General features: G+C 61.4%; 15 protein-coding genes. 5 read left to right on the top strand and 10 right to left on the bottom strand.

Translation table 11 applies throughout. The features are described from left to right. Positions 1-23 precede the first annotated feature (23 nt). From ASG35_RS18675 to deoC, 8 genes are all read right to left on the bottom strand, one after another. Positions 24-1,085 (bottom strand): ABC transporter permease, encoded by a 1,062-nt coding sequence (locus tag ASG35_RS18675; protein ID WP_056360566.1) that lies wholly within the window; start codon positions 1,083-1,085, stop codon positions 24-26. Then, the gene (locus ASG35_RS18670) at positions 1,082-2,608 is read right to left on the bottom strand and encodes a sugar ABC transporter ATP-binding protein (RefSeq protein ID WP_056360563.1); all 1,527 of its coding nucleotides are present in this window, start codon (positions 2,606-2,608) and stop codon (positions 1,082-1,084) included. Before ASG35_RS18670 ends, ASG35_RS18675 begins: the two co-directional genes overlap by 4 nt. Positions 2,609-2,700: 92 nt before the next feature. After that, positions 2,701-3,705: an autoinducer 2 ABC transporter substrate-binding protein gene (locus tag ASG35_RS18665; protein WP_056360560.1), complete on the bottom strand. Its 1,005-nt coding sequence runs from the start codon at positions 3,703-3,705 to the stop codon at positions 2,701-2,703. 54 nt (positions 3,706-3,759) lie between these two features. After that, the gene (locus tag ASG35_RS18660; RefSeq protein WP_056360557.1) at positions 3,760-4,794 is read right to left on the bottom strand and encodes an ABC transporter permease; all 1,035 of its coding nucleotides are present in this window, start codon (positions 4,792-4,794) and stop codon (positions 3,760-3,762) included. 16 nt (positions 4,795-4,810) lie between these two features. Then, positions 4,811-5,746, bottom strand: coding sequence for a ribokinase (gene rbsK / locus ASG35_RS18655; protein WP_056360554.1), 936 nt, complete (start codon positions 5,744-5,746; stop codon positions 4,811-4,813). Continuing rightward, positions 5,743-6,216 carry an RbsD/FucU family protein gene (locus tag ASG35_RS18650; RefSeq protein ID WP_056360551.1) on the bottom strand — a complete coding sequence of 158 codons (474 nt, stop codon included), beginning with the start codon at positions 6,214-6,216 and terminating at the stop codon, positions 5,743-5,745. Before ASG35_RS18650 ends, rbsK begins: the two co-directional genes overlap by 4 nt. A 79-nt stretch (positions 6,217-6,295) precedes the next feature. Further along, a complete protein-coding gene (locus ASG35_RS18645) occupies positions 6,296-8,686 on the bottom strand; it encodes an aldehyde dehydrogenase family protein (protein WP_056360547.1) in 2,391 nt (796 codons plus the stop codon). Between the two features lie 33 nt (positions 8,687-8,719). Then, on the bottom strand, positions 8,720-9,727 hold the full coding sequence (gene deoC, locus ASG35_RS18640) for a deoxyribose-phosphate aldolase (protein WP_056360542.1): 1,008 nt from the start codon (positions 9,725-9,727) through the stop codon (positions 8,720-8,722). Positions 9,728-9,993: 266 nt separating this feature from the next. On the opposite strand from deoC, the gene ASG35_RS18635 reads away from it, so the two are divergent. Both ASG35_RS18635 and ASG35_RS18630 read left to right on the top strand, forming a co-directional pair. Further along, a complete protein-coding gene (locus tag ASG35_RS18635) occupies positions 9,994-11,547 on the top strand; it encodes a sensor histidine kinase (protein ID WP_056360968.1) in 1,554 nt (517 codons plus the stop codon). Positions 11,548-11,799: 252 nt separating this feature from the next. Next, entirely contained in the window at positions 11,800-12,897 is a 1,098-nt protein-coding gene (locus ASG35_RS18630; protein ID WP_056360538.1) for a glycosyltransferase, read from the top strand. Positions 12,898-12,914: 17 nt separating this feature from the next. Here ASG35_RS18630 and ASG35_RS18625 read toward each other — a convergent pair whose 3' ends face one another. Next, positions 12,915-14,063: a CaiB/BaiF CoA transferase family protein gene (locus ASG35_RS18625; protein WP_056360535.1), complete on the bottom strand. Its 1,149-nt coding sequence runs from the start codon at positions 14,061-14,063 to the stop codon at positions 12,915-12,917. Between the two features lie 218 nt (positions 14,064-14,281). On the opposite strand from ASG35_RS18625, the gene ASG35_RS18620 reads away from it, so the two are divergent. Beyond that, complete coding sequence (locus ASG35_RS18620) at positions 14,282-15,082, top strand: hypothetical protein (RefSeq protein WP_056360532.1); 801 nt, start codon at positions 14,282-14,284, stop codon at positions 15,080-15,082. Here ASG35_RS18620 and ASG35_RS18615 read toward each other — a convergent pair. Beyond that, positions 15,030-15,980 (bottom strand): LysR substrate-binding domain-containing protein, encoded by a 951-nt coding sequence (locus ASG35_RS18615; RefSeq protein ID WP_056360528.1) that lies wholly within the window; start codon positions 15,978-15,980, stop codon positions 15,030-15,032. The two genes, ASG35_RS18620 and ASG35_RS18615, sit on opposite strands and share 53 nt — an antisense overlap. 142 nt (positions 15,981-16,122) lie before the next feature. On the opposite strand from ASG35_RS18615, the gene ASG35_RS18610 reads away from it, so the two are divergent. Beyond that, the gene (locus ASG35_RS18610; RefSeq protein WP_056360525.1) at positions 16,123-17,304 is read left to right on the top strand and encodes a M20 aminoacylase family protein; all 1,182 of its coding nucleotides are present in this window, start codon (positions 16,123-16,125) and stop codon (positions 17,302-17,304) included. Between the two features lie 68 nt (positions 17,305-17,372). Further along, a complete protein-coding gene (locus ASG35_RS18605) occupies positions 17,373-18,686 on the top strand; it encodes an MFS transporter (RefSeq protein WP_056360522.1) in 1,314 nt (437 codons plus the stop codon). Positions 18,687-18,769: the final 83 nt, after the last annotated feature.

Raw genomic sequence — 18,769 nt, 5'->3', positions numbered from 1 at the left:
GGGTTATCGAGGGGCGCGAGGTCTTACCTCGCCCTTCTCCCCAAAGCGAACAAGGTTCCGGCCACCAGAATAAACGCGCCGATGATCACCTTCTGCCAGGTACTCGGCACGCCGACCAGAATCAGCACGCTGTTGATAAGCGTCACCAGCACCACGCCCAGCAACGTCCCGACAACCGTTCCCGTCCCGCCGGTGATCCGGGCGCCGCCCAGAATTACCGCCGCGATCACATCCAGTTCGGTCCCGACCAGATCGAAGGGATTCGCCAATCGATTCGTCGATACATGCAGAATCCCGGCAATCCCGGCAAGCATCCCGGTGTAGCCGAACACGAACAAATGGATCGCGCGCAGGTTGTAGCCGAGTCGCTCGGCGATCGGCAGGCTTCCGCCCATTGCATAGACGCCGCGTCCCATCATCGTTCGATTCAGCAGCCACCACGTCACGCCCGCCGCCAGAAACAGCGCAATCACCGACACCGGCAACACTGCCCGAAGCCCGTCGTTCGTGTGATAGAAGAAAAGCGGCAAGCGCCCGAAGCTGTCCATGCTGTGCGGAATGTTCATGAAGAACTGCGTGCCCACGAACGTCAGCAACAGCCCGCGATACAAATACTGCGTGCCGATCGTCACGATCAGCGAAGGCGCTTTCAACCGATGCACCAGCACGCCATTGATCAATCCGAGCAACACGCCGCCCAACGCGCCGCATAAAAGAATCAACGCAAACGGCGCATCGGGCCACCACGCAAACACGGCCTTGGTGATGGAGTACATGGTGAAAGCGGCGATCGCGGTGAACGATACATCGATCCCGCCCGACGCCAGCACCACCAGCGTTCCAAGCGCAAAAAGCGATACCGTCGTGCCTGAATGCAGCAAATCGAAGATCGTCGCGAACTGGAAAAAACGCGGGTTGAGCGTGCCCACTACAAGACACGTGACAATGATCAGCCCGAGCGTGAACCACTCCGGATTGCGCACCAGCCGCGCGGTAAAGCCCAACTTCCGCACTTGCGGCGCGACTTCGGCCAACGGCGCCTTGACCTGCGATGTCTGAGCAACGCGATGAATTGACTCGCTCATGCTGCCTCTGAAAGTAGTGCGTGATAAAGATCGGCCTCGGTCAGGTCTTCGGCTCTGTACTCATCCGATACCCGGCCTTTCTTCATCATCAAGATCCGGTCGGAATTCTGCAGCAGTTCGGGCAGGTCGTCGCTGATCAGGATGATGCCAATGCCCTGCTCCGCCAGGCGCTGCATGATGCGATAAATGATGTCTTTCGATCCCACGTCCACGCCAACGGTTGGTCCATGCAGGATCAACACGCGCGGATCGATGGCAAGCCACCGGCCGATCAACACGCGTTGCTGGTTGCCACCCGAAAGCGATTGCACGGGTTTATCGACGTCGGGCGTGGCGATCTGCAAGTCCTTCACGGTGCGCTCGGCAAGTTCGCGCGCGCGCTTTTTATCGACTTGTCCAAAGCGGTCGCGCAAGCTCGAAATCAACGCGGTGATGACGTTGTCGCGGATGGATTTATCGAGGAAAAGGCCTTCATTCAGGCGGTCTTCGGGCACGTAGCCAATGCGTTGCCACTTGGCATCGGACGGCGTTTTAAGCCGCACGATGGAACCATCCAGCGTCACCGTTCCGCTGTCCGCCGGCGCGACGCCAGCAAGCGCGCGCGCAAGTTCGTTGCGCCCGGAATTTAGCAATCCGGTCACGCCGAGAATTTCTCCGCGATGCAGCGAGAACGTGACATCGGCGAACTGGCGCGAACGCGACAAACCCTTCACGTCGAGCACGATCTCGCGCCCTTCCGAGACCTCGGCCTTCCTGTAACGTTCGTTCGACAGCTGCTTGCCGGTCATCAATTCGCCGATCTGCGCCTTCGTATAATTTTCGATAGGACCCTGCGCCATCTTCTGACCATCGCGCAGCACGATCACTTCACCGCCGATCGCATAACACTCATCGAGCTTGTGGCTCACGAACAGCACCGCAACGCCATCGGCACGCAGTTTCGCGAGCACCGCGATCAGGTTGTCGACTTCCTTTTGCGTAAGAGACGTTGTGGGTTCATCCATGATGACGAACTTCGCCTCGCTCGCAATCGCACGCGCGATAGCCACGAGCTGGCGCGTCGCGAGCGGCAACTGCTCGACGAGCGTCGCCTGAAAATCGGCATCGCCGGGAAGACCCACGGCTTCCAGCGCGCGCGCCGCCGTGCGCGCCAATGCCTTGCGATCGAACGTCCGCGCGAGCCGGCCGCCATGTTCGGCGAGCTCCGAAGTCAGGCCCACGTTTTCCGCCACGCTCATGTTCGGCAGCAGCGAGAGATCCTGGTAAACCGTTTCGATACCCGCCGACAACGCTTCGAGCGGCGCAAGCCGCGCATGCCGCACGCCTTCAATAACAAGCTCGCCCTGGTCGGGCGGTTGCGCGCCCGAGATGATCTTGATCAGCGTGCTCTTGCCGCAGCCGTTCTCGCCGAGCAGGTGATAAATCTGCCCGCGCTCGAACGACAGGCTCACGCCACGCAGCGCGTATACGCCCGTGAAACGCTTGTGGATATCGACGACTTCGAGAAGCGGCACTGTACTCATCACTGAACCTTCTACCCTTTCAAGCTTCCTGATGACAGCGCGCATGGCGCCCTTCGGGACACCATGCACGCCTTGCGTCCTGCCAGCCAAGATCAGAACGGATACTGCTTGTAGTTGGTCTTGTCGACGTCGACCCAACCGGTGCCGCGCACGATGATGCCCTTGCCCGGACCCTTGCTCACGGTCACCTTGTTATAGCCGACAATACCCAGATCCGCGCCGTTCTCGACCGTCTTGCCATCTACGAGCATTTTCGCGACCTTGTTCATCGCAATACCCGCAAGCTTCGGATCCCAGAACGCAATGCCGTTGACCGCGCCGCTTTCGAGGAACTTGCCGGCTTCCGTTGGCAGGCCCGTGCCGTACACGCAGATCTTGCCGACCTTGCCGGCCTCTTCCACCGCGCGGCCGATGCCGATCACATCCAGCGACGACGATCCTTGAAAGCCCGTCAGATCCGGGTGCTTGCGCAACACTTCCTTCGCGACCTGATAAGCGCGTTCGCCGTCGTTATTGGTCTCGAGTTTCGGCTCGACCAGATCCATCTTCGGGTACTTCTGCTTCGCATTGCCGATACCGCCATCCGCCCACTGAACTTGCGAACGGCTGCCGAGCGAGCCGACCAGCACCGCCCATTTGCCTTGCGAACCCATGCACTTCGCGAGACGTTCGTTCAGGCCCGCGCCATACGCGGTGTTATCGAATGCTTCGATATCGACCATCGTGTTCTTGGCGTTGTCGGCTTCATGCGTGACGACCTTGATGCCGCGATCCATCGCCTTTTTCAGCGCGGGTTCGAGCGTCGGCGGATCGTAGGGAACGACCGCAATGGCCGTGACCTTCTTCGCGATCAAGTCTTCGATGATCTTTAGTTGCTGCGCCGCGTCCGCGCGTCCCGGACCCGTTTGATACGCGTTCACGCCGGGGTTGTCCTTGGCGAATTCCTTCACGCCGTCGTCCATGCGGTTAAACCAGTTGATGCCCGTGACCTTCACCACCGTGACGATGGTTTCGTTCGTCGCGGCTTGCGCGGCGGCAATGATTCCGCCCGTCAGCGTGAGCCCGGCGAGTGCGATGGCAATTCGATTGAGTTTCATGCGTTTGTCTCCGTTATGGTTTGTATGTACAGCACATGAGATGAAGCGAAAAATTTATGCAGCCGGTGGCTTCGGCACTTTGGCGACGGGCGCGGCGCCGCCCAATCCGAAGATTGCGCGCACGCGTTCTCCACCGGCCAAAGCCAGCGACGCCAGCAGCAAAAAGCCCCAGGCGCAATCGCCGAAGAACTGCGAAACGCCCAGCAGGTTAAAAAGACTAGACAAAAACTGCAGCACGGTCGCGGCGAGAAACACGCATACGATCCGGCCGTAACCGCCCGCAGGATTCACGCCGCCCATGACCGCAATCAGGATCGCGATCAACAAATACGAGTTGCCGTAATCCCACTTCGCGCTCGACGTATGCGTCGCGCTGATCAATCCCGCCAGCGACGCCAGCACGCCGCACATGCCGTAGGTGAGAATCAGCATGCGGTCGCGCGGGATGCCCGCATAAAACGCGGCTTTCGGATTCGTGCCCATCAAATAGAGCCGCAAGCCGAACGGCGTGCGCTTGAGCAACCAGCCGAGCAGCAACACGGTCGCGATGAAAATCCAGAGCGAGATAGGCACTTGCAGGAACGTGCCATTGCCGATGGCGGAAAGTGCATCGAGATATTCCACGCGCACCGACGCGCCGTTGCTCAGCACCACGGCAATGCCGGTAAATAACAGCGACGTGCCCAGCGTGCAAAGAATAGGCGTGAGTTTCAGCCTCGCGATGATCACGCCGTTCATCAAGCCGCCAATCAAACCGAGCGCCACCGTGATCGCGCAGAACACGGCGGTGTAAAGCACGGGCGAGTTGTCGGCGGAAATGAACATGGGCAGCAACAGCGCCGCGACCATGCCCGACAGATTGGCGAGCGCGACGCCCGACAAGTCGATGCCGCCATTGCCCGATACCATCGAAAGCATGATGCCGAGCGCGAGCAGGCCGAGCTCGGGCAACTGGCTTCCCATCGACTGGAGGTTGTCGATATCGACGAACTGTCCGTGCGATAAAAACGTCGCAACGATCACGACCAGCAGGTTCACCGCGACCAGGAAGTTGAGCTGCCGGTCAGCGAGCAATTTCGATGCAAACATCCAGGCGCTCCTCCGTTCAGGAATGTTGAGCTGGTTCGCCGAGCACGGCATGGATCTCGGCGAGCTTCGGCATGGACGGCGCCGTGCCCGCGCGCGTGACCGACAAGCTTGCAAGCGCGCAGCCGAAACGCACGGCGTCGAGCGCGTTGTCGCCGCGTGCGAGTGCTGCGGCAAAACCACCGGTGAAACCATCGCCGGCGCCGGCCGTTTCGACTACACGACCGCAATTGAATGCCGGCACCAACACCGATTCCTTCGATGTATGCAGCAATGCGCCCGCCTCGCCCAGCGTCACGATCACGGCTTTCACGCCTTTGCCGAGCAGGACATCGGCGGCTTTGCGGGCATCGTCCACCAAAGCGATTGCCACGCCCGTCAGCGCTGTCGCTTCCGTTTCATTCGGCGTGATGTAATCGCAGAGCGGGAAGATGTCGTCATCGAGCGGAAACGCCGGGGCCGGATTGAACACGGTCGTCACGCCATGCCGATGCGCGATTTCAAGCCCACGCTTCGCCGCCGCAACCGGTTGTTCGAGCTGCGTGACGAAGACGGCAGCGGACGCAATATCCGCCTCGATGGCGTCAACGTCTTCCGGGCACAAATGCGCCGCCGCGCCGGACGCCACGATGATCGCGTTGCCGCCCGTGACGTCGTCCACGAAGATATGCGCCGCGCCCGTGGCCACGCCGTCAGTCGATGTCGCGCGCGCCGTGATGCCTTCCGCGGCCCACGTCGAGCGGGCGATTTCCCCGAACGCATCCGCGCCTAGCCGCGTGCAGAAAATGACGTCGGCGCCCGCGCGCGCAGCGGCCACCGCCTGGTTCGAGCCCTTGCCGCCGGGCCCCATTGCGAAAGCCGTTCCCGCGATGGTCTCGCCCAGGAGCGGCATGCGCGCCGCGCGAAAGGTCAGGTCCGTGACGTAGATGCCGAGGATGACGACGCTGCGGCTCATTTGTCATTCCCTGAAGGCGCATCGGGCGCGAGGTTCACGCCCTTCTTGAAGATGAAGCAGCCATAACCGCGTCCTTCGCCGGTCGCGATCACGCAATACGCATTTTTCGCGCGCTCGTAGAACGCGAATCGTTCGACGGAAGCAAATGGCGTCGACTTGCCTTCGGCGGCATCGACTTCAGTTTGTGCTTCGCGTTGCACGGCGGGAAGCGCGTTTGCGTCGCCGACGACTTCCATGCGTTCGGCCGGATGATCGACAAAACTATCCAGCGGGAATACCGATAAAACCGCGCGGATCGCACGCGGCGCATTGACGCCGTCGAGCCGCAGCACATGGCCGAGGACGGTCTGGCGCGCGACGGAATCGGCGGGAAAATTGGCATCGCAGATCACGACTTCGTCGCCGTGACCCATGGCGCAAAGCGCGTGCAGGATGTCGGCGTTCAGCAGCGGATCGAGGTTCTTGAGCATTGTGTCTCCTTCAGTTGAGCGGCCCCGCTTCATGCGAGGTCAAGCGCTCAGATTCTATTTCTTCTGCTTCTGCCGCGTTTTAATCGCCGTACGGAATCCAGATGTTCTTCACTTGCACGGCGTGCCTGAGGAATGGCAGACCTTCGGACACGTCCGCGTCGAACCAGTCGAACACGCGGCCGTGATCCACGAACGTGCGCTTCAGGTTGCCGACGGATTCACGTTCCACCATCGCCGATAAATCCGCGCCGCCGAAGGACCAGATTGCATCGACATCGTCGTGTTTTGCAAGCGTCGATGCCAACGGCTTGCGCTCGCCGGTGATGATATTCAGCGCGCCGGCCGGCACGTCGGACGTCTCGACGACCTGATAGAAATCCGTCGCCATCAACGGGCAGGTTTCGCTCGGCACCGCGACCACGCGATTGCCCAACGCGAGCGCCGGCGCGATCAACGAAATCAGGCCCAGCAACGGCGCTTCGTCCGGACACACCACGCCGATCACGCCGAGCGGTTCGTGCATCGCGAGCGCCACGCCTTTCAGCGGCGGCGAATGCACCGCGCCGTCGAACTTGTCGGCCCACGCGCCATACGTGAACAAACGCGTGATCGATGCCTCGACTTCGCGCTCGGCCTGCGCGGAAGAAACGCCGGTCCGCGCAACGAGTTGTCGCGCGAATTCATCCGCGCGCGCCGACAGGTTTTCCGCGAGGTAATACAGCACTTGTGCGCGATTATGCGTGCTGGCTTGCGACCACTTTCCCGCGCCGCGCGCCGCCGCGACCGCATTGCGCACGTCCTTGCGGCTGCCTTCGCCAACCTCGCCGACAATGTTGCCCGACGGCGCATGCACGAGCCGCGTATAACCGCTGTCGGGCCGAACCTGCTTCCCGCCGATAAACAATTTGGCGGTGCGATCGAGCGCGCTGACGTTGGATTCAGCCACTGAAGTGGAAGCTGCAGGCGCGACAGAAGCCGAAGAGCGAACGGCCAGTTTTGACCACGCACGCGGCTTCAGATATTCGTAGATTCCTTCGCGCCCGCCTTCGCGGCCGAAGCCCGATTCGCGATATCCGCCGAAGCCAACGCCGGCATCGAAGAGATTGGTTGCGTTGATCCAGACCACGCCACATTCAAGTCTCGGCGCAATATCGAGCGCACGGCCAATGGTCTCGCTCCACACGCTCGCGGCAAGGCCGTAGCGCGAATGATTCGCCAGCGCGACGGCTTCGTCGGGCGTGCGAAAGCTCATGGTCACGAGCACCGGTCCGAAGATTTCATCTTGTGCAAGCGTGGATGCCGGCGCGACATTCGTCACCAGCGTCGGCGGATAAAACGCGCCTCCGCCCGGCATCTCGAGCGCTTTGGGCTGATGAATCACGCAGCCCTCTTCAACGCCGCGCGCCACGAGCGACTGAATGCGTTCGAGCTGAACCGTATCGACGATCGCGCCCATGTCGATGCCCTTGTCCAGCGACGGCCCGACGCGCAGCGTGTCCATGCGCCGCTTGAGTTTATCGATAAAGCGCTTCTCCACGCCTTCCTGCACGAGCAGCCGTGAACCCGCGCAGCACACCTGGCCTTGATTGAACCAGATTGCGTCGACCACGCCTTCGACCGCGCTGTCGAGATCGGCGTCATCGAAGACGATGAACGGCGACTTGCCACCCAACTCCAACGTCAACGACTTGCCCGAACCAGCGGTCGCCACGCGAATCTGCTTGCCGACTTCCGTTGAACCCGTGAACGCAATCTTCGCGATACGCGGATGATCGACCAGCGCGGCGCCCGTGCGGCCGTCGCCGGTCACGACATTCAGCACGCCCGCCGGCAAACCCGCGCGCGCCGCCAGTTCGGCGAACAGCAACGCGGTCAGCGGCGTGTATTCAGCCGGCTTCAGCACCACGCAATTGCCGAGCGCGAGCGCCGGCGCGATCTTCCACGAAAGCATCAGCAGCGGAAAATTCCACGGCACGATCTGCCCGATCACGCCCAGCGAAGCCCAGTCCGCGAACTCGCGATCCTGCAATTGCGCCCAACCTGCGTGATGCAGGAAATGCCTTGCCACGAGAGGGATATCGATGTCGCGCGATTCGCGGATCGGCTTGCCGTTATCGAGCGATTCCAGCACGGAAAAAAGGCGCGCGTTGCGCTGGACCATGCGCGACAACGCATACAGATGACGCGCGCGACCTGCGCCGCCAAGCGCTTGCCACGCGGGCAACGCACGATGCGCGGCGTCGACCGCTGCGTCCACATCGGCCTGATCGCCTTGCGCGATGCTCGCAAGCAAACGCCCGGTGGCGGGCTCGGAGGAATCGAAACGCTCGCCGGCCGAAGGCTCGCGATAAGCGCCATCGATGAAATGACCAAAACCGTTCGTGTGTTGATCCAGCCAGGCGCGCGCGGCGCCGTCGTCTTCCGGTGCAGGTCCGTAATCCATCGAGGAGAAGTAGTCGGCTACGCTCATTGGGAGCTCGTGTAAGAGAGTGATGCGAAAAATTCAGGCGACAGGATGCCGATGAAAAGCGGAATAACGGCCGGTGACGTGATGTTCGAGTTGCCGCTCGATATCGGCGAGCAAACTCGATGCGCCAATCCGAAACAGCTCCGGCTCGAGCCATTCGCGGCCGAGTTCTTCCTTCATCAGGATCTGGTATTCGAGCACTGACTTGGCCGTGGACACGCCGCCCGCTGGCTTGAAGCCGATCATCACGCCCGTGCGTTCAAGGTAATCGCGGATCATGCGGACCATCACGAGCGACACGTCGAGCGTGGCGTTCACGCCTTCCTTGCCCGTCGATGTCTTGATGAAATCGGCGCCGGCCATCATGCAGACCATCGAAGCCTTGGCGATATTCGACAGCGTGCGGATATCGCCCGTCGCGAGAATCGCCTTGATATGCGACGGGCCGCACGCCGCGCGGAAGTCGCGCATTTCATCGTAGAGCGCTTGCCAGTTGCCGGTCAGCACGTGCTCGCGCGTGACGACAATATCGATCTCCGCCGCGCCGTCTTTCACCGACGCCTCGATTTCCTTCAGCTTCAGCGGATGCGGGATCAGGCCGGCTGGAAATCCTGTCGATACAGCCGCGACCGGAATGCCGCTACCGGCGAGCGCCGCGACCGCGGTTGCGACAAAACGGTGATACACGCAAACCGCGCCCGTCTTGATGGAACCCGGCGGCATGCCGAGCGATTCGAGCAAATCGTCGCGCACCGGACGGCGCGCTTTTGCGCACAGGCGTTCGACGCGTGATGCCGTATCGTCGCCATTGAGCGTTGTCAGGTCGATGCACGTGATCGCCTTCAGGAGCCACGCGGCTTGCGCGTCCTTCTTCACAGCGCGGCGGGTGCCGAGCGTGCCGACACGGCGGCCGACCGCCGATTGATTCACGCGCAAGGCGTCGATCCACGATAAATCCAGTGGCACGCCGGGATTACGTTCGGCGTGAACGACGGGTGCCTTGCCGCGCAAGGGGACGACGGATTGAGAAGCGACATCGAGCATGAGTAGGGCCGGTTGTGCAATGCACAACATTTTCCGGTTAATCGATACAGCATTCTAACATTCCCTTGTTACGATCGTAACATCCGGGAATACGCGTACAGACGTCGCTCCCCGTGTTGAACTGCTCAACATTCCGCGCCAGGCAATCCCGTAAATCCGCCAAAGTCCTTCAGAATTAATCTCGCGGTTAGAATCGCGTTCTAAGCCGAAGTTGTCATAAGTTGATGCACACTGACAACCGCGCCGCTGCCGCCGAGGAGGAGTTGATGGACGCATTGCCACCCGAAGAAACCATTCGCAGCGCCGTCGACCGTTCGGTGAGCCGGTTGCGCCTGCAACACGAGATCGCCGTGCAATTCGCGACCTCGGTCTTGCGGCTGCATAACGCCGATGCGCTGCTCGACGAAGCGTGCAAGGCGGTATCGGCGGGATTGCATTCGCGTTTCGCCAAAGTGCTGCGTTATCAGCCGGAAAGCCAGACCTTCGTGCTGGAAGCCGGTGTGGGCTGGGATCCGGCGGATATCGGCACGACAGAACTCGGCGCCGACGACGCCAGCCCGGCCGGTCACGCGTTTACGAGCGGCCAGCCGGTGTTGTCGAATCATCTGGGTGCCGAACACCGGTTCCGCACGCCGGAACTGCTGACGCGCCACGGCATCAAGCGCGCGATCAACGTGCCCATTCGCGGTATTCCGGAAACCTTTGGCGTGCTCGAAGCCGACAGTTCCGACGACGAAGACTTCAGCGAAACCGATATCGTTTTCCTGGAAGGCATTGCAAACGTGATTTCGATGAGCCGCGAGCGGCTCATGGCGGAATCGCAGACCGATGCCAACGAGCTGTTCTCGACCAGCGTGCTGAATGCGAGCGTCGACTGTATTCAGGTGTTGTCGCTGGATGGCGGTATCGAGTTCATGAACGACAACGGGCTCGCCGCGCTGAAGATCGATGACTTTGCGGAAATCGGCGGCACGCAATGCGTCGACTTGTGGCCGGACGGCCAACGCATGAAAGTCCTGCACGCGCTGGAAACGGCAGTGCACGGCGAACCCACGCGCTTCGAAGGCCCTTGTCCGACGTGCGCCGGCGACGCGCGCTGGTGGGATGTATCGGTCGCGCCCGTTCGCGATTCCGACGATCGCGTCAAGCGCGTTGTGCTTACCATGCGCGACGTGACCGAGCGGCATGAGAACGAGGAAAAGCTTGCCGCGCTGGTATCGAGCCAGGAAATCCAGCTTGGCAACTCCGCGCTGATGATGAAGGAAGTCCACCACCGCGTGCGCAACAGCTTGCAACTCGTGCAGACGCTGCTCGCGCTCCAGGCGAACCTTGCCGGCGACAAGTCCGTCGCGACGCATTTGCAGGCCGCCGCCACGCGCGTGCGGACGGTTGGATCGGTGCATCACCGGCTTTATCAGGACGATGGTGCCGAAGCCACGGATGCAACCAGCTACTTGCGCGGCCTGACCGCCGACCTGGCCGAGCTTGCGGCCGGGCGGGAGGTCACGCTGGAAGGAGAAGCCATCGTGCTGCCAGCCGCGCGGCTCGCGCCGCTCGGGCTCGTCACGGCGGAACTCGTGACCAATGCGCTCAAGTACGGCCGTGGCAAGGTGCGCGTTAGGCTGGAGCGCGCGAGCGATGCGCTGCTGCTGGCAGTCGAAGACGAAGGCAATGGTTTTCCGAACGACTTTCCGAAACCTCAGGGCACGGGTCTCGGCATGCGGCTGGTGACGACTTATGCGGGCAAGGGAGCAGGATCGGTAACCGTGGATCGCGATGTGCCTTATAGCCGGATCGTGGTGAAATTCGCGCCGGGCTGAAGCCGCGTGTTAATCAACATAATCGGCCACCATAATCGGCCATTAATTGATTCGACTTAATCGGACATACAAACTGATACAGCGCGCGGGTTTTCCCGATGTTAAGCTAAAGCCAATTCAAAATAGTTGCGTCGCCGTTGCGCCTTCCCAAGAAGATTGTTTTACCGATCCGCAGCCCCGAACGGCGAGCCTTACCGTTCAGCGGACGCTCGCGACAATCCCCTTCGAATCAGTCCAACCGGATACGTGCACATGCCAGAGATCAATAACCAGGACAGCAAACCGTCGGGTGCATCGCGGACAAAAATCCTGATGTGTCCTTTCACGAATTACACCAATCGCTATATCGAGATTCAGAAGAGTCTATTCACCGAGATCGGTTACGACGTTTTGCCGCTTTCCATTAAAGGATTGCTACAAGGCGGATTCGTTCAGCTTTTTAAACCGGAGAACGTTCTCGTGTTTCACTGGCTTGAATATCGGCCATTCAAGCGCGAGAAAGGCCGCGCTCAGTTCAGCATTTCAGGCAGCCTGCTTTTCGCTTTCTATTGCACGCTGATCATGATCGCCAGAGCGAAGACCGTGTATTTCGTGCACGACCACATCGTTCACGATACAACCGGCTTCAACCGGCGGCTCGCCGGCCGGGTGATGTCGTTCATTCGCCGCCTGGCGGATTTCCGCGTGGTCCACGCGCCGAACTTCGAAGAAAAGTACAACGCCACGTATTTGCCTCATCCGCTCTATTGGGATTCGCCGGGGCAATCTCCGACTGCGCCGAAGAACGCCAGTGACAAGCCGATGTTCTCGCTGCTCGGCGTGATCCGCCCTTATAAGCAGATCGACGCCGTTCTCGAGAACTGGCCGAGCGAATGCAATCTGCAGATCGCGGGTCAGGGCACCGAGGCCTATCTCGCGACGCTCAACGAGATACTCGACCGGCGCTTGCTGCGGGGCGCGGTGAATCTGGACGCCAAGTTCCTTTCGGACGCCGAGTTTGCGCAATACGTCGCGAATACGGACGTGATCATCCTGCCGCACGCCGCCGATTCCATGCTGGTGAGTGGCGCATTCTTCGAGGCGATCGGACGCGTCCCGCTGGTGATCTCGCGCTCGACGCCATTCATGAAATGGGCGGCGAACAAGTTCGACAACGTCCATCTCTTCGATGACATTAGCGAGCTTCCAGGTATCGTGCGTTCGATCAGCGAATCGTGGCCAGCGGCAAGTTCGGCCAACACGCTCGCCACCGATGAATTCGGTTGGCGCGCATGCCGACGTCGTTATGAGCAATTCTTCGAGTCGGTCGTGGGACGGCGGAAGGTGGTCGAGGAAGCTGTGGTGGAGTGAAGGGCTTTTGGCTGAAGCTAAATAACCCCCTTCCGCCGCAAACCCTCAATCATCTCCTTCGGCACATTCCAGTTCTGAAGAATCTCCTCCGTATGCTGCCCCGGACTCGCCGGCGCCGCAGTTACCTCCGGCGCGGTCCGGCTGAAGCGCGGTGCGGGCGCCGGCTGCGTCACGCCATCGAGTTCAATGAACGTCCCGCGCGCCCGGTTATGCGCGTGTGAAGGCGCGTCGTCCATGTCGAGAACGGGCGCGAAACACACATCCGTGCCCTCCATCAACTCGCACCACGCCTGCCGCGATTTCGTCGCGAAGATGGTCGCGATCTTCGTCTTCAGCGCCGGCCATTTGCTGCGGTCCATGTGGTTATCGAAGTCGGGATCGTGGATATCGCAGAGCTCGAGCAACAGCGCGTAGAACTGCGGCTCTATCGATCCAACCGATACGAACTTGCCATCCGCGCACGCGTACGTGTTGTAGAAGTGCGCGCCGCCGGAAAGCATGGCCGCGCCGCGTTCGGGCGTCCACGCGCCGAATGCCTTGTAGCCGTAGACCATCGCGCCGAGGAGCGCGGAGCCTTCGACCATGGCGGCATCGATGACTTGCCCCTTGCCCGACCCGCGCGCTTCCAGCAGCGCGCACACCACGCCGAACGCGAGCATCATTCCGCCGCCGCCAAAGTCGCCGACCAGATTCAGGGGCGGCACGGGAGGTGCATCGCCGCCGCCGATCTCGTGCAACATGCCGCTCATCGCGATGTAATTCAGATCGTGGCCGGCGGCGTTCGCAAGCGGTCCGTCCTGCCCCCAGCCGGTCACGCGGCCATAAACCAGCTTCGGATTTCGTTCGATGCAAACATCCGGTCCGAGCCCGAGCCGCTCCATCACGCCGGGACGAAAACCTTCGATCACCGCATCGGCTCGGTCGATGAGATGCAGCGCCAGATCGCGACCTTCCGGCTGCTTCAGATCGAGCGCCAGCGAACGGCGGCCACGCGCCATCACATCGAAACGCGTGCCCTGCATGGGATACGGCGTCGGACCGCCTGTGGGTTTGCGGTCGATGCGGATCACTTCGGCGCCCATGTCGGCGAGCATCATCGCGGCGAACGGGCACGGTCCGAGCCCGACCATTTCGACTATCCGGATTCCCTTCAGCGGTCCGCTCATTTGCCGGACCCACGGACCAGCACGTAAATGACTAGCGATTTCATATCGATTTATCCTTGAGCGTCCGGCGCACTCGCGCGGCATTTAAATAAACTCTACACCGCAAGCGGCCGATTTATTTGCGCCACGCACCATCGAATAGAATTGCAAGCTCATGTGCCGCACTTGCAGCACGAAGACAGCCAGCGGTCCGCGTTCATGTCCATGGGAGTCTGCTAATGCGTCTTCAGCCATTCAGGCAAGCGAGCTTGTACGCCGCCTGCGTGCTTTTGTGTTTATCGGCGGGAGCGCGCGGGCAGCCCGCCAGCGGCGTAACGCCGACCTCGGCCTCGGCGGCAACCGTCGATGTAACCATCACGCCAGGTTTTACCGGCGACGATCCCGTGTCCGTCAGGGACGCGCTTGCCCACAAGCTCACGCCCGGAAAAACGCGCACGTTTGCTCATCGCGTGGAAGACCTGATTGGCACGGCGCTGCCCAAGACGCTTCACGATCCCGCTATAAACGACGCAAAGCTCAGCCGCGACCTCGCATTCGTGGTCCCGGCGCCGTATGGCATCAGGTACCGCTCGAAGATCCACGTCATGACCGTCGACGTGGACCTCTCCGACAGCGATCACCCGGACGCCGTCGTGCTGAAGAAAACAATCATGGGCCCGCGCGGGCGCAAGCTCGTCGTCGCGGCGGAAGCGAAGGCGAAGGGGTATATCCAGAATGTCGATGTGATCGAACTCGATACGACCGCCGGCAAACACAACAAGACCAGCGTGCGCGGGCGCTTCGGGTTATCGGAGGCGGCGTTCGAAGCTGCGGGCGATGGCGATCTCGCGCTCGTCCTGATCTGCCGCGTGGTGCCGCCTTACCTCACCGAAACCATCGAACATAGCGATCCGACCAACGAAGAACCCACGGACATCACCACGCGCACCGCGACACTTCACGCGAATGTAGGCGATGTCTGGCTCATCAATCGCGAGAAAGGTGTCGTGCTGGCAAAGGGCCTGCATCTCGTGAAATAAGCGTGCGGCGCAGCGCAACCACGTCCTGCAGGCATTCGACCAGGAGCGATGCCGCTGGCGTCAGCGGACTGTCGCGGCGCGTCACCACGCCAATCGCAATGGCCGGCGGCAGATCGTTTATTGGCAGCACGGCGAGACCATCGCCCACCCACGGGTGATCCAGCAGCGGCGCGGGCAAAGCCGCGATGGTGTCCGAGCCGCGCAAAAGCCCGTGCGCGATCACGAAGCTCGGACACTCGATCACCCGCTTCGGCTCCGGCAATCCGCGCTGGGCAAAAAAATCGAGCAGTTCGCGCGTCGAGCTTTCGGGCGACGGATTGAGCAGCCATTCGGCATCGATAAGTCCGTCGAGCGTCGTACAGCGCGCAAGCGGATGACCTTCGCGGGCGACGATCACCGACGTGCTCTCGTACATTTCGATGTAATCGAACTCCGGACCAAGACGTTCCGGCTTGACGACGGCCACGACGAAATCCAGCGAGCCATCGCGCAAACGCGGCAGCGCCACGCCCGGAAATCCTTCTATAAAACTCACGCGCGCGTTGGGCATCTTCTCGCGGAAGATCTGGAACGCTTTCGGCAGTATCGATAACGCCGCGCTCGGCGTGATGGCCGCGGCGACGCTTCCGGTCAGCTCGCCTTTCATGTGCGCGATGTCGTCTTCCGCGCGACGCATTTCGCTCGTCACCATCTGCCCGCGAATTCGCAGCCGCTGCCCGAACGCGGTGAGTTGCACGCCGCGCGCGGTGCGCAGGACAAGCGGGACGCCGAGGTCCTGTTCGAGTTCTTTCAACGCCTTGGTCAACGCGGCTTGCGAAAGATGCAGGCTGCGCGCCGCCGCGCGAATGCTGCCCTGTTCGGCGACCGTCAGGAATGCTCGCAATTGATGGTATTTCATCTGCGTCGGATCTCTTTAGCGACAAATCCGGGTTTCTACCGACAACCCAAGGTAGTCGCAAATTTAATTAGCTGTCTTCTGGTTTGCTCCCGGACTTTATATGCTTGACCGGTGTTAGTCACCCGTCTTCAAGGAGCGTGTCATGTTGTCAGTCGATCCCGTCATTCCCGGCATTGCCGCCATTGCGCCAGAGTTCATCGCCGTTCGCAGGAAGATTCACGCGCATCCCGAACTCGCTTTCGAGGAACAGGCAACGAGCGATCTCGTCGCTGGCCTGCTCGCCGATTGGGGCTATGAAGTCACGCGCGGCGTCGGCAAAACAGGCGTGGTCGGCGTGCTTAAGCATGGCGCCGGCAAGATGCGTATTGGCTTGCGTGCCGACATGGACGCGCTGCCTATCGAGGAAGCGACCGGCCTTCCTTATACAAGCGCGGTGCCGAAAACCATGCACGCGTGCGGTCACGACGGCCACACGGCCATGCTGCTGTGCGCGGCACGGTATCTGGCGGAGAGCCGGCAATTCTCGGGGACGCTCACGGTGATTTTCCAGCCGGCTGAGGAAAGCTACGGCGGCGCGCGCGTGATGATCGAAGACGGGCTGTTCGAGCGATTTCCCTGCGACGCCATCTTCGGCCTGCACAACATGCCGGGCTTTGAAGCAGGCGGCATGAACTTTTGCGCCGGTCCCGCGATGGCGTCGGCGGATCGCGCGACCATCGTCTTGCGCGGCCTTGGCGGCCACGGCGCGTTGCCGCATCTCGCGCGCGATCCCATGCCGGCGGTCGGCGCGATCATCCTGGCGTTGCAGAGCATCGTGGCGCGAGAAGTGGATTCACAGAAGTCGGCGGTGATATCGGTTGGCAGCGTGAAGGCCGGCGACACCTTCAACGTGATTCCGCAGACCGCCGAGATGAAACTTTCGATCCGCGCGCTTGATCCCGCCGTGCGCGAACTCTTGCGCGATCGCATCGCAACGCTCGTGCGCGCCCAGGCCACGGCGTTCGGCGTGGAGGCGGATATCGACTACGAATGGGGTTATCCGGTGTTGTTCAATCACGCCGACCCAACGGCATTTGCCGCCGATGTCGCCACGAAAATGCTCGGCGCGCAACGCGTCGATACCAACGCCACGCCGTTGATGGGCAGCGAGGATTTTGCCTACATGCTGCAGGTTGTGCCGGGTTCGTATGCGTGGATTGGCAACGGAATGGAAGGCAAAGGCAGTTGCATGGTCCACAACCCGGGCTACGACTTCAACGACGACGTGCTGGCCATTGGCGCGAGCTACTGGGTACGGCTGGCCGAAGCGTATTTAGCCGACTAAGTTGCCGACCAAGTAGCCGACCAAGGCGTACGACATCCCTATTCGCAGCACCGCGCATCGAGAAAATCATGGGCATTCCTTCATTACGCGATATCGACGTGGCAACGGGCGTCATTCCGGCGCGCAAGCAGAGCCGGGCGCGGATTGTCACCGCGGCGGCCGTGGGCAACGCGCTGGAGTTCTACGACTTCACCGTCTACGGATTCTTCGCGCTCGTAATCGGCAAGCTGTTTTTCCCGGTGCACGATCCGGTCGGACAATTGCTGCTCGCGGTCGCAAGCTTCGGTGTCGGCTTTTTCACGCGGCCGGTCGGCGGATTGTTGATCGGCATGTATGCGGACCGTGCGGGACGCAAGAAAGCGATGATCCTCACGCTCGGCCTGATGGCTCTGGGCACCGCGATGATCGCGGTCGCGCCGACCTACGCGCAAGCGGGCGTCGCGGGGCCGATGATCCTGGTGATCGCGCGGCTGATACAGGGATTCTCGGCGGGCGGCGAAGTGGGAGCGTCGACTACATTGTTGATCGAGCAGGCGCCGCCCAACCGGCGCGGCTTTTATGCAGCGTGGCAGTTCGCGAGCCAGGGATTGGCAGCGCTTGCCGGTGCACTGACCGGCGTCGCGCTGACGGCCAGCCTCACGCCCGCGCAACTCGAAAACTGGGGATGGCGCGTGCCGTTCGTCATCGGCACCTTGATCGTGCCGGTCGGCTGGTGGTTGCGTCATACGCTCGAAGAAGAACCGCCGCGCACGCTCTTGCCAAAGCCGCCAAAACTTCCTCTCATCGATGTAATCCGCAACCATCGCCGCGCGCTTTTAACGGGGCTCGGCCTGACGATCGCCGGGACGGCGGCGCATTTCATCATCGTGTTTTATCTGTCTATTTACGGCGTGAAGACGCTCGGTCTGCCGCCGGCAACAGCCATGCTTTCGGGATGTTTGTCGGGCGCGATCATCTTCGTGCTGGCGCCGTTCGGTGGTTACCTGACCGACAGGTTTGGACGCAAACCGCTTGCGCAAATAACGCGAATCATCCTCATGCTCGCAATCTATCCGGCGTTTGTCGCGCTGAACAAGTGGCCAACGGCCAGCACACTGATCACCGTGGTCGCGCTGCTGTCGGCGGTTCACGCGATCAACATCGGCGGCGTGGGCGCCATGCTCGGCGAACTCTTTCCACGATCCGTCCGCGCGACGGGCGGCGCCGTGGTGTATAGCTTCGGCGTAGCGGTTTTCGGCGGCTTTGCGCAGTTCTTCGTGACGTCGTTGATCATCGTGACGGGCAGCGTGCTCGCGCCGGCGTGGTATGTGATCGGCTGCGGTGCGCTCGGCCTGATCGCGGTTGCATGCATGGACGAAACGTTCCAGAAAGCGCTGGATTGACAGCGCAGGTTGCCTGCGAGGCGTGAACCCGTGGTGTCGCGTTGATGCCGTATTCGAGTGCTAATCTACGCGGATAAGCACTC

The organism is Burkholderia sp. Leaf177 (assembly GCF_001424345.1).
Classification (GTDB): Bacteria; Pseudomonadota; Gammaproteobacteria; order Burkholderiales; family Burkholderiaceae; genus Caballeronia.
The sequence above is the reverse complement of the archived record's forward strand: the minus strand, read 5'-3'. Positions and strand labels throughout refer to the sequence as shown.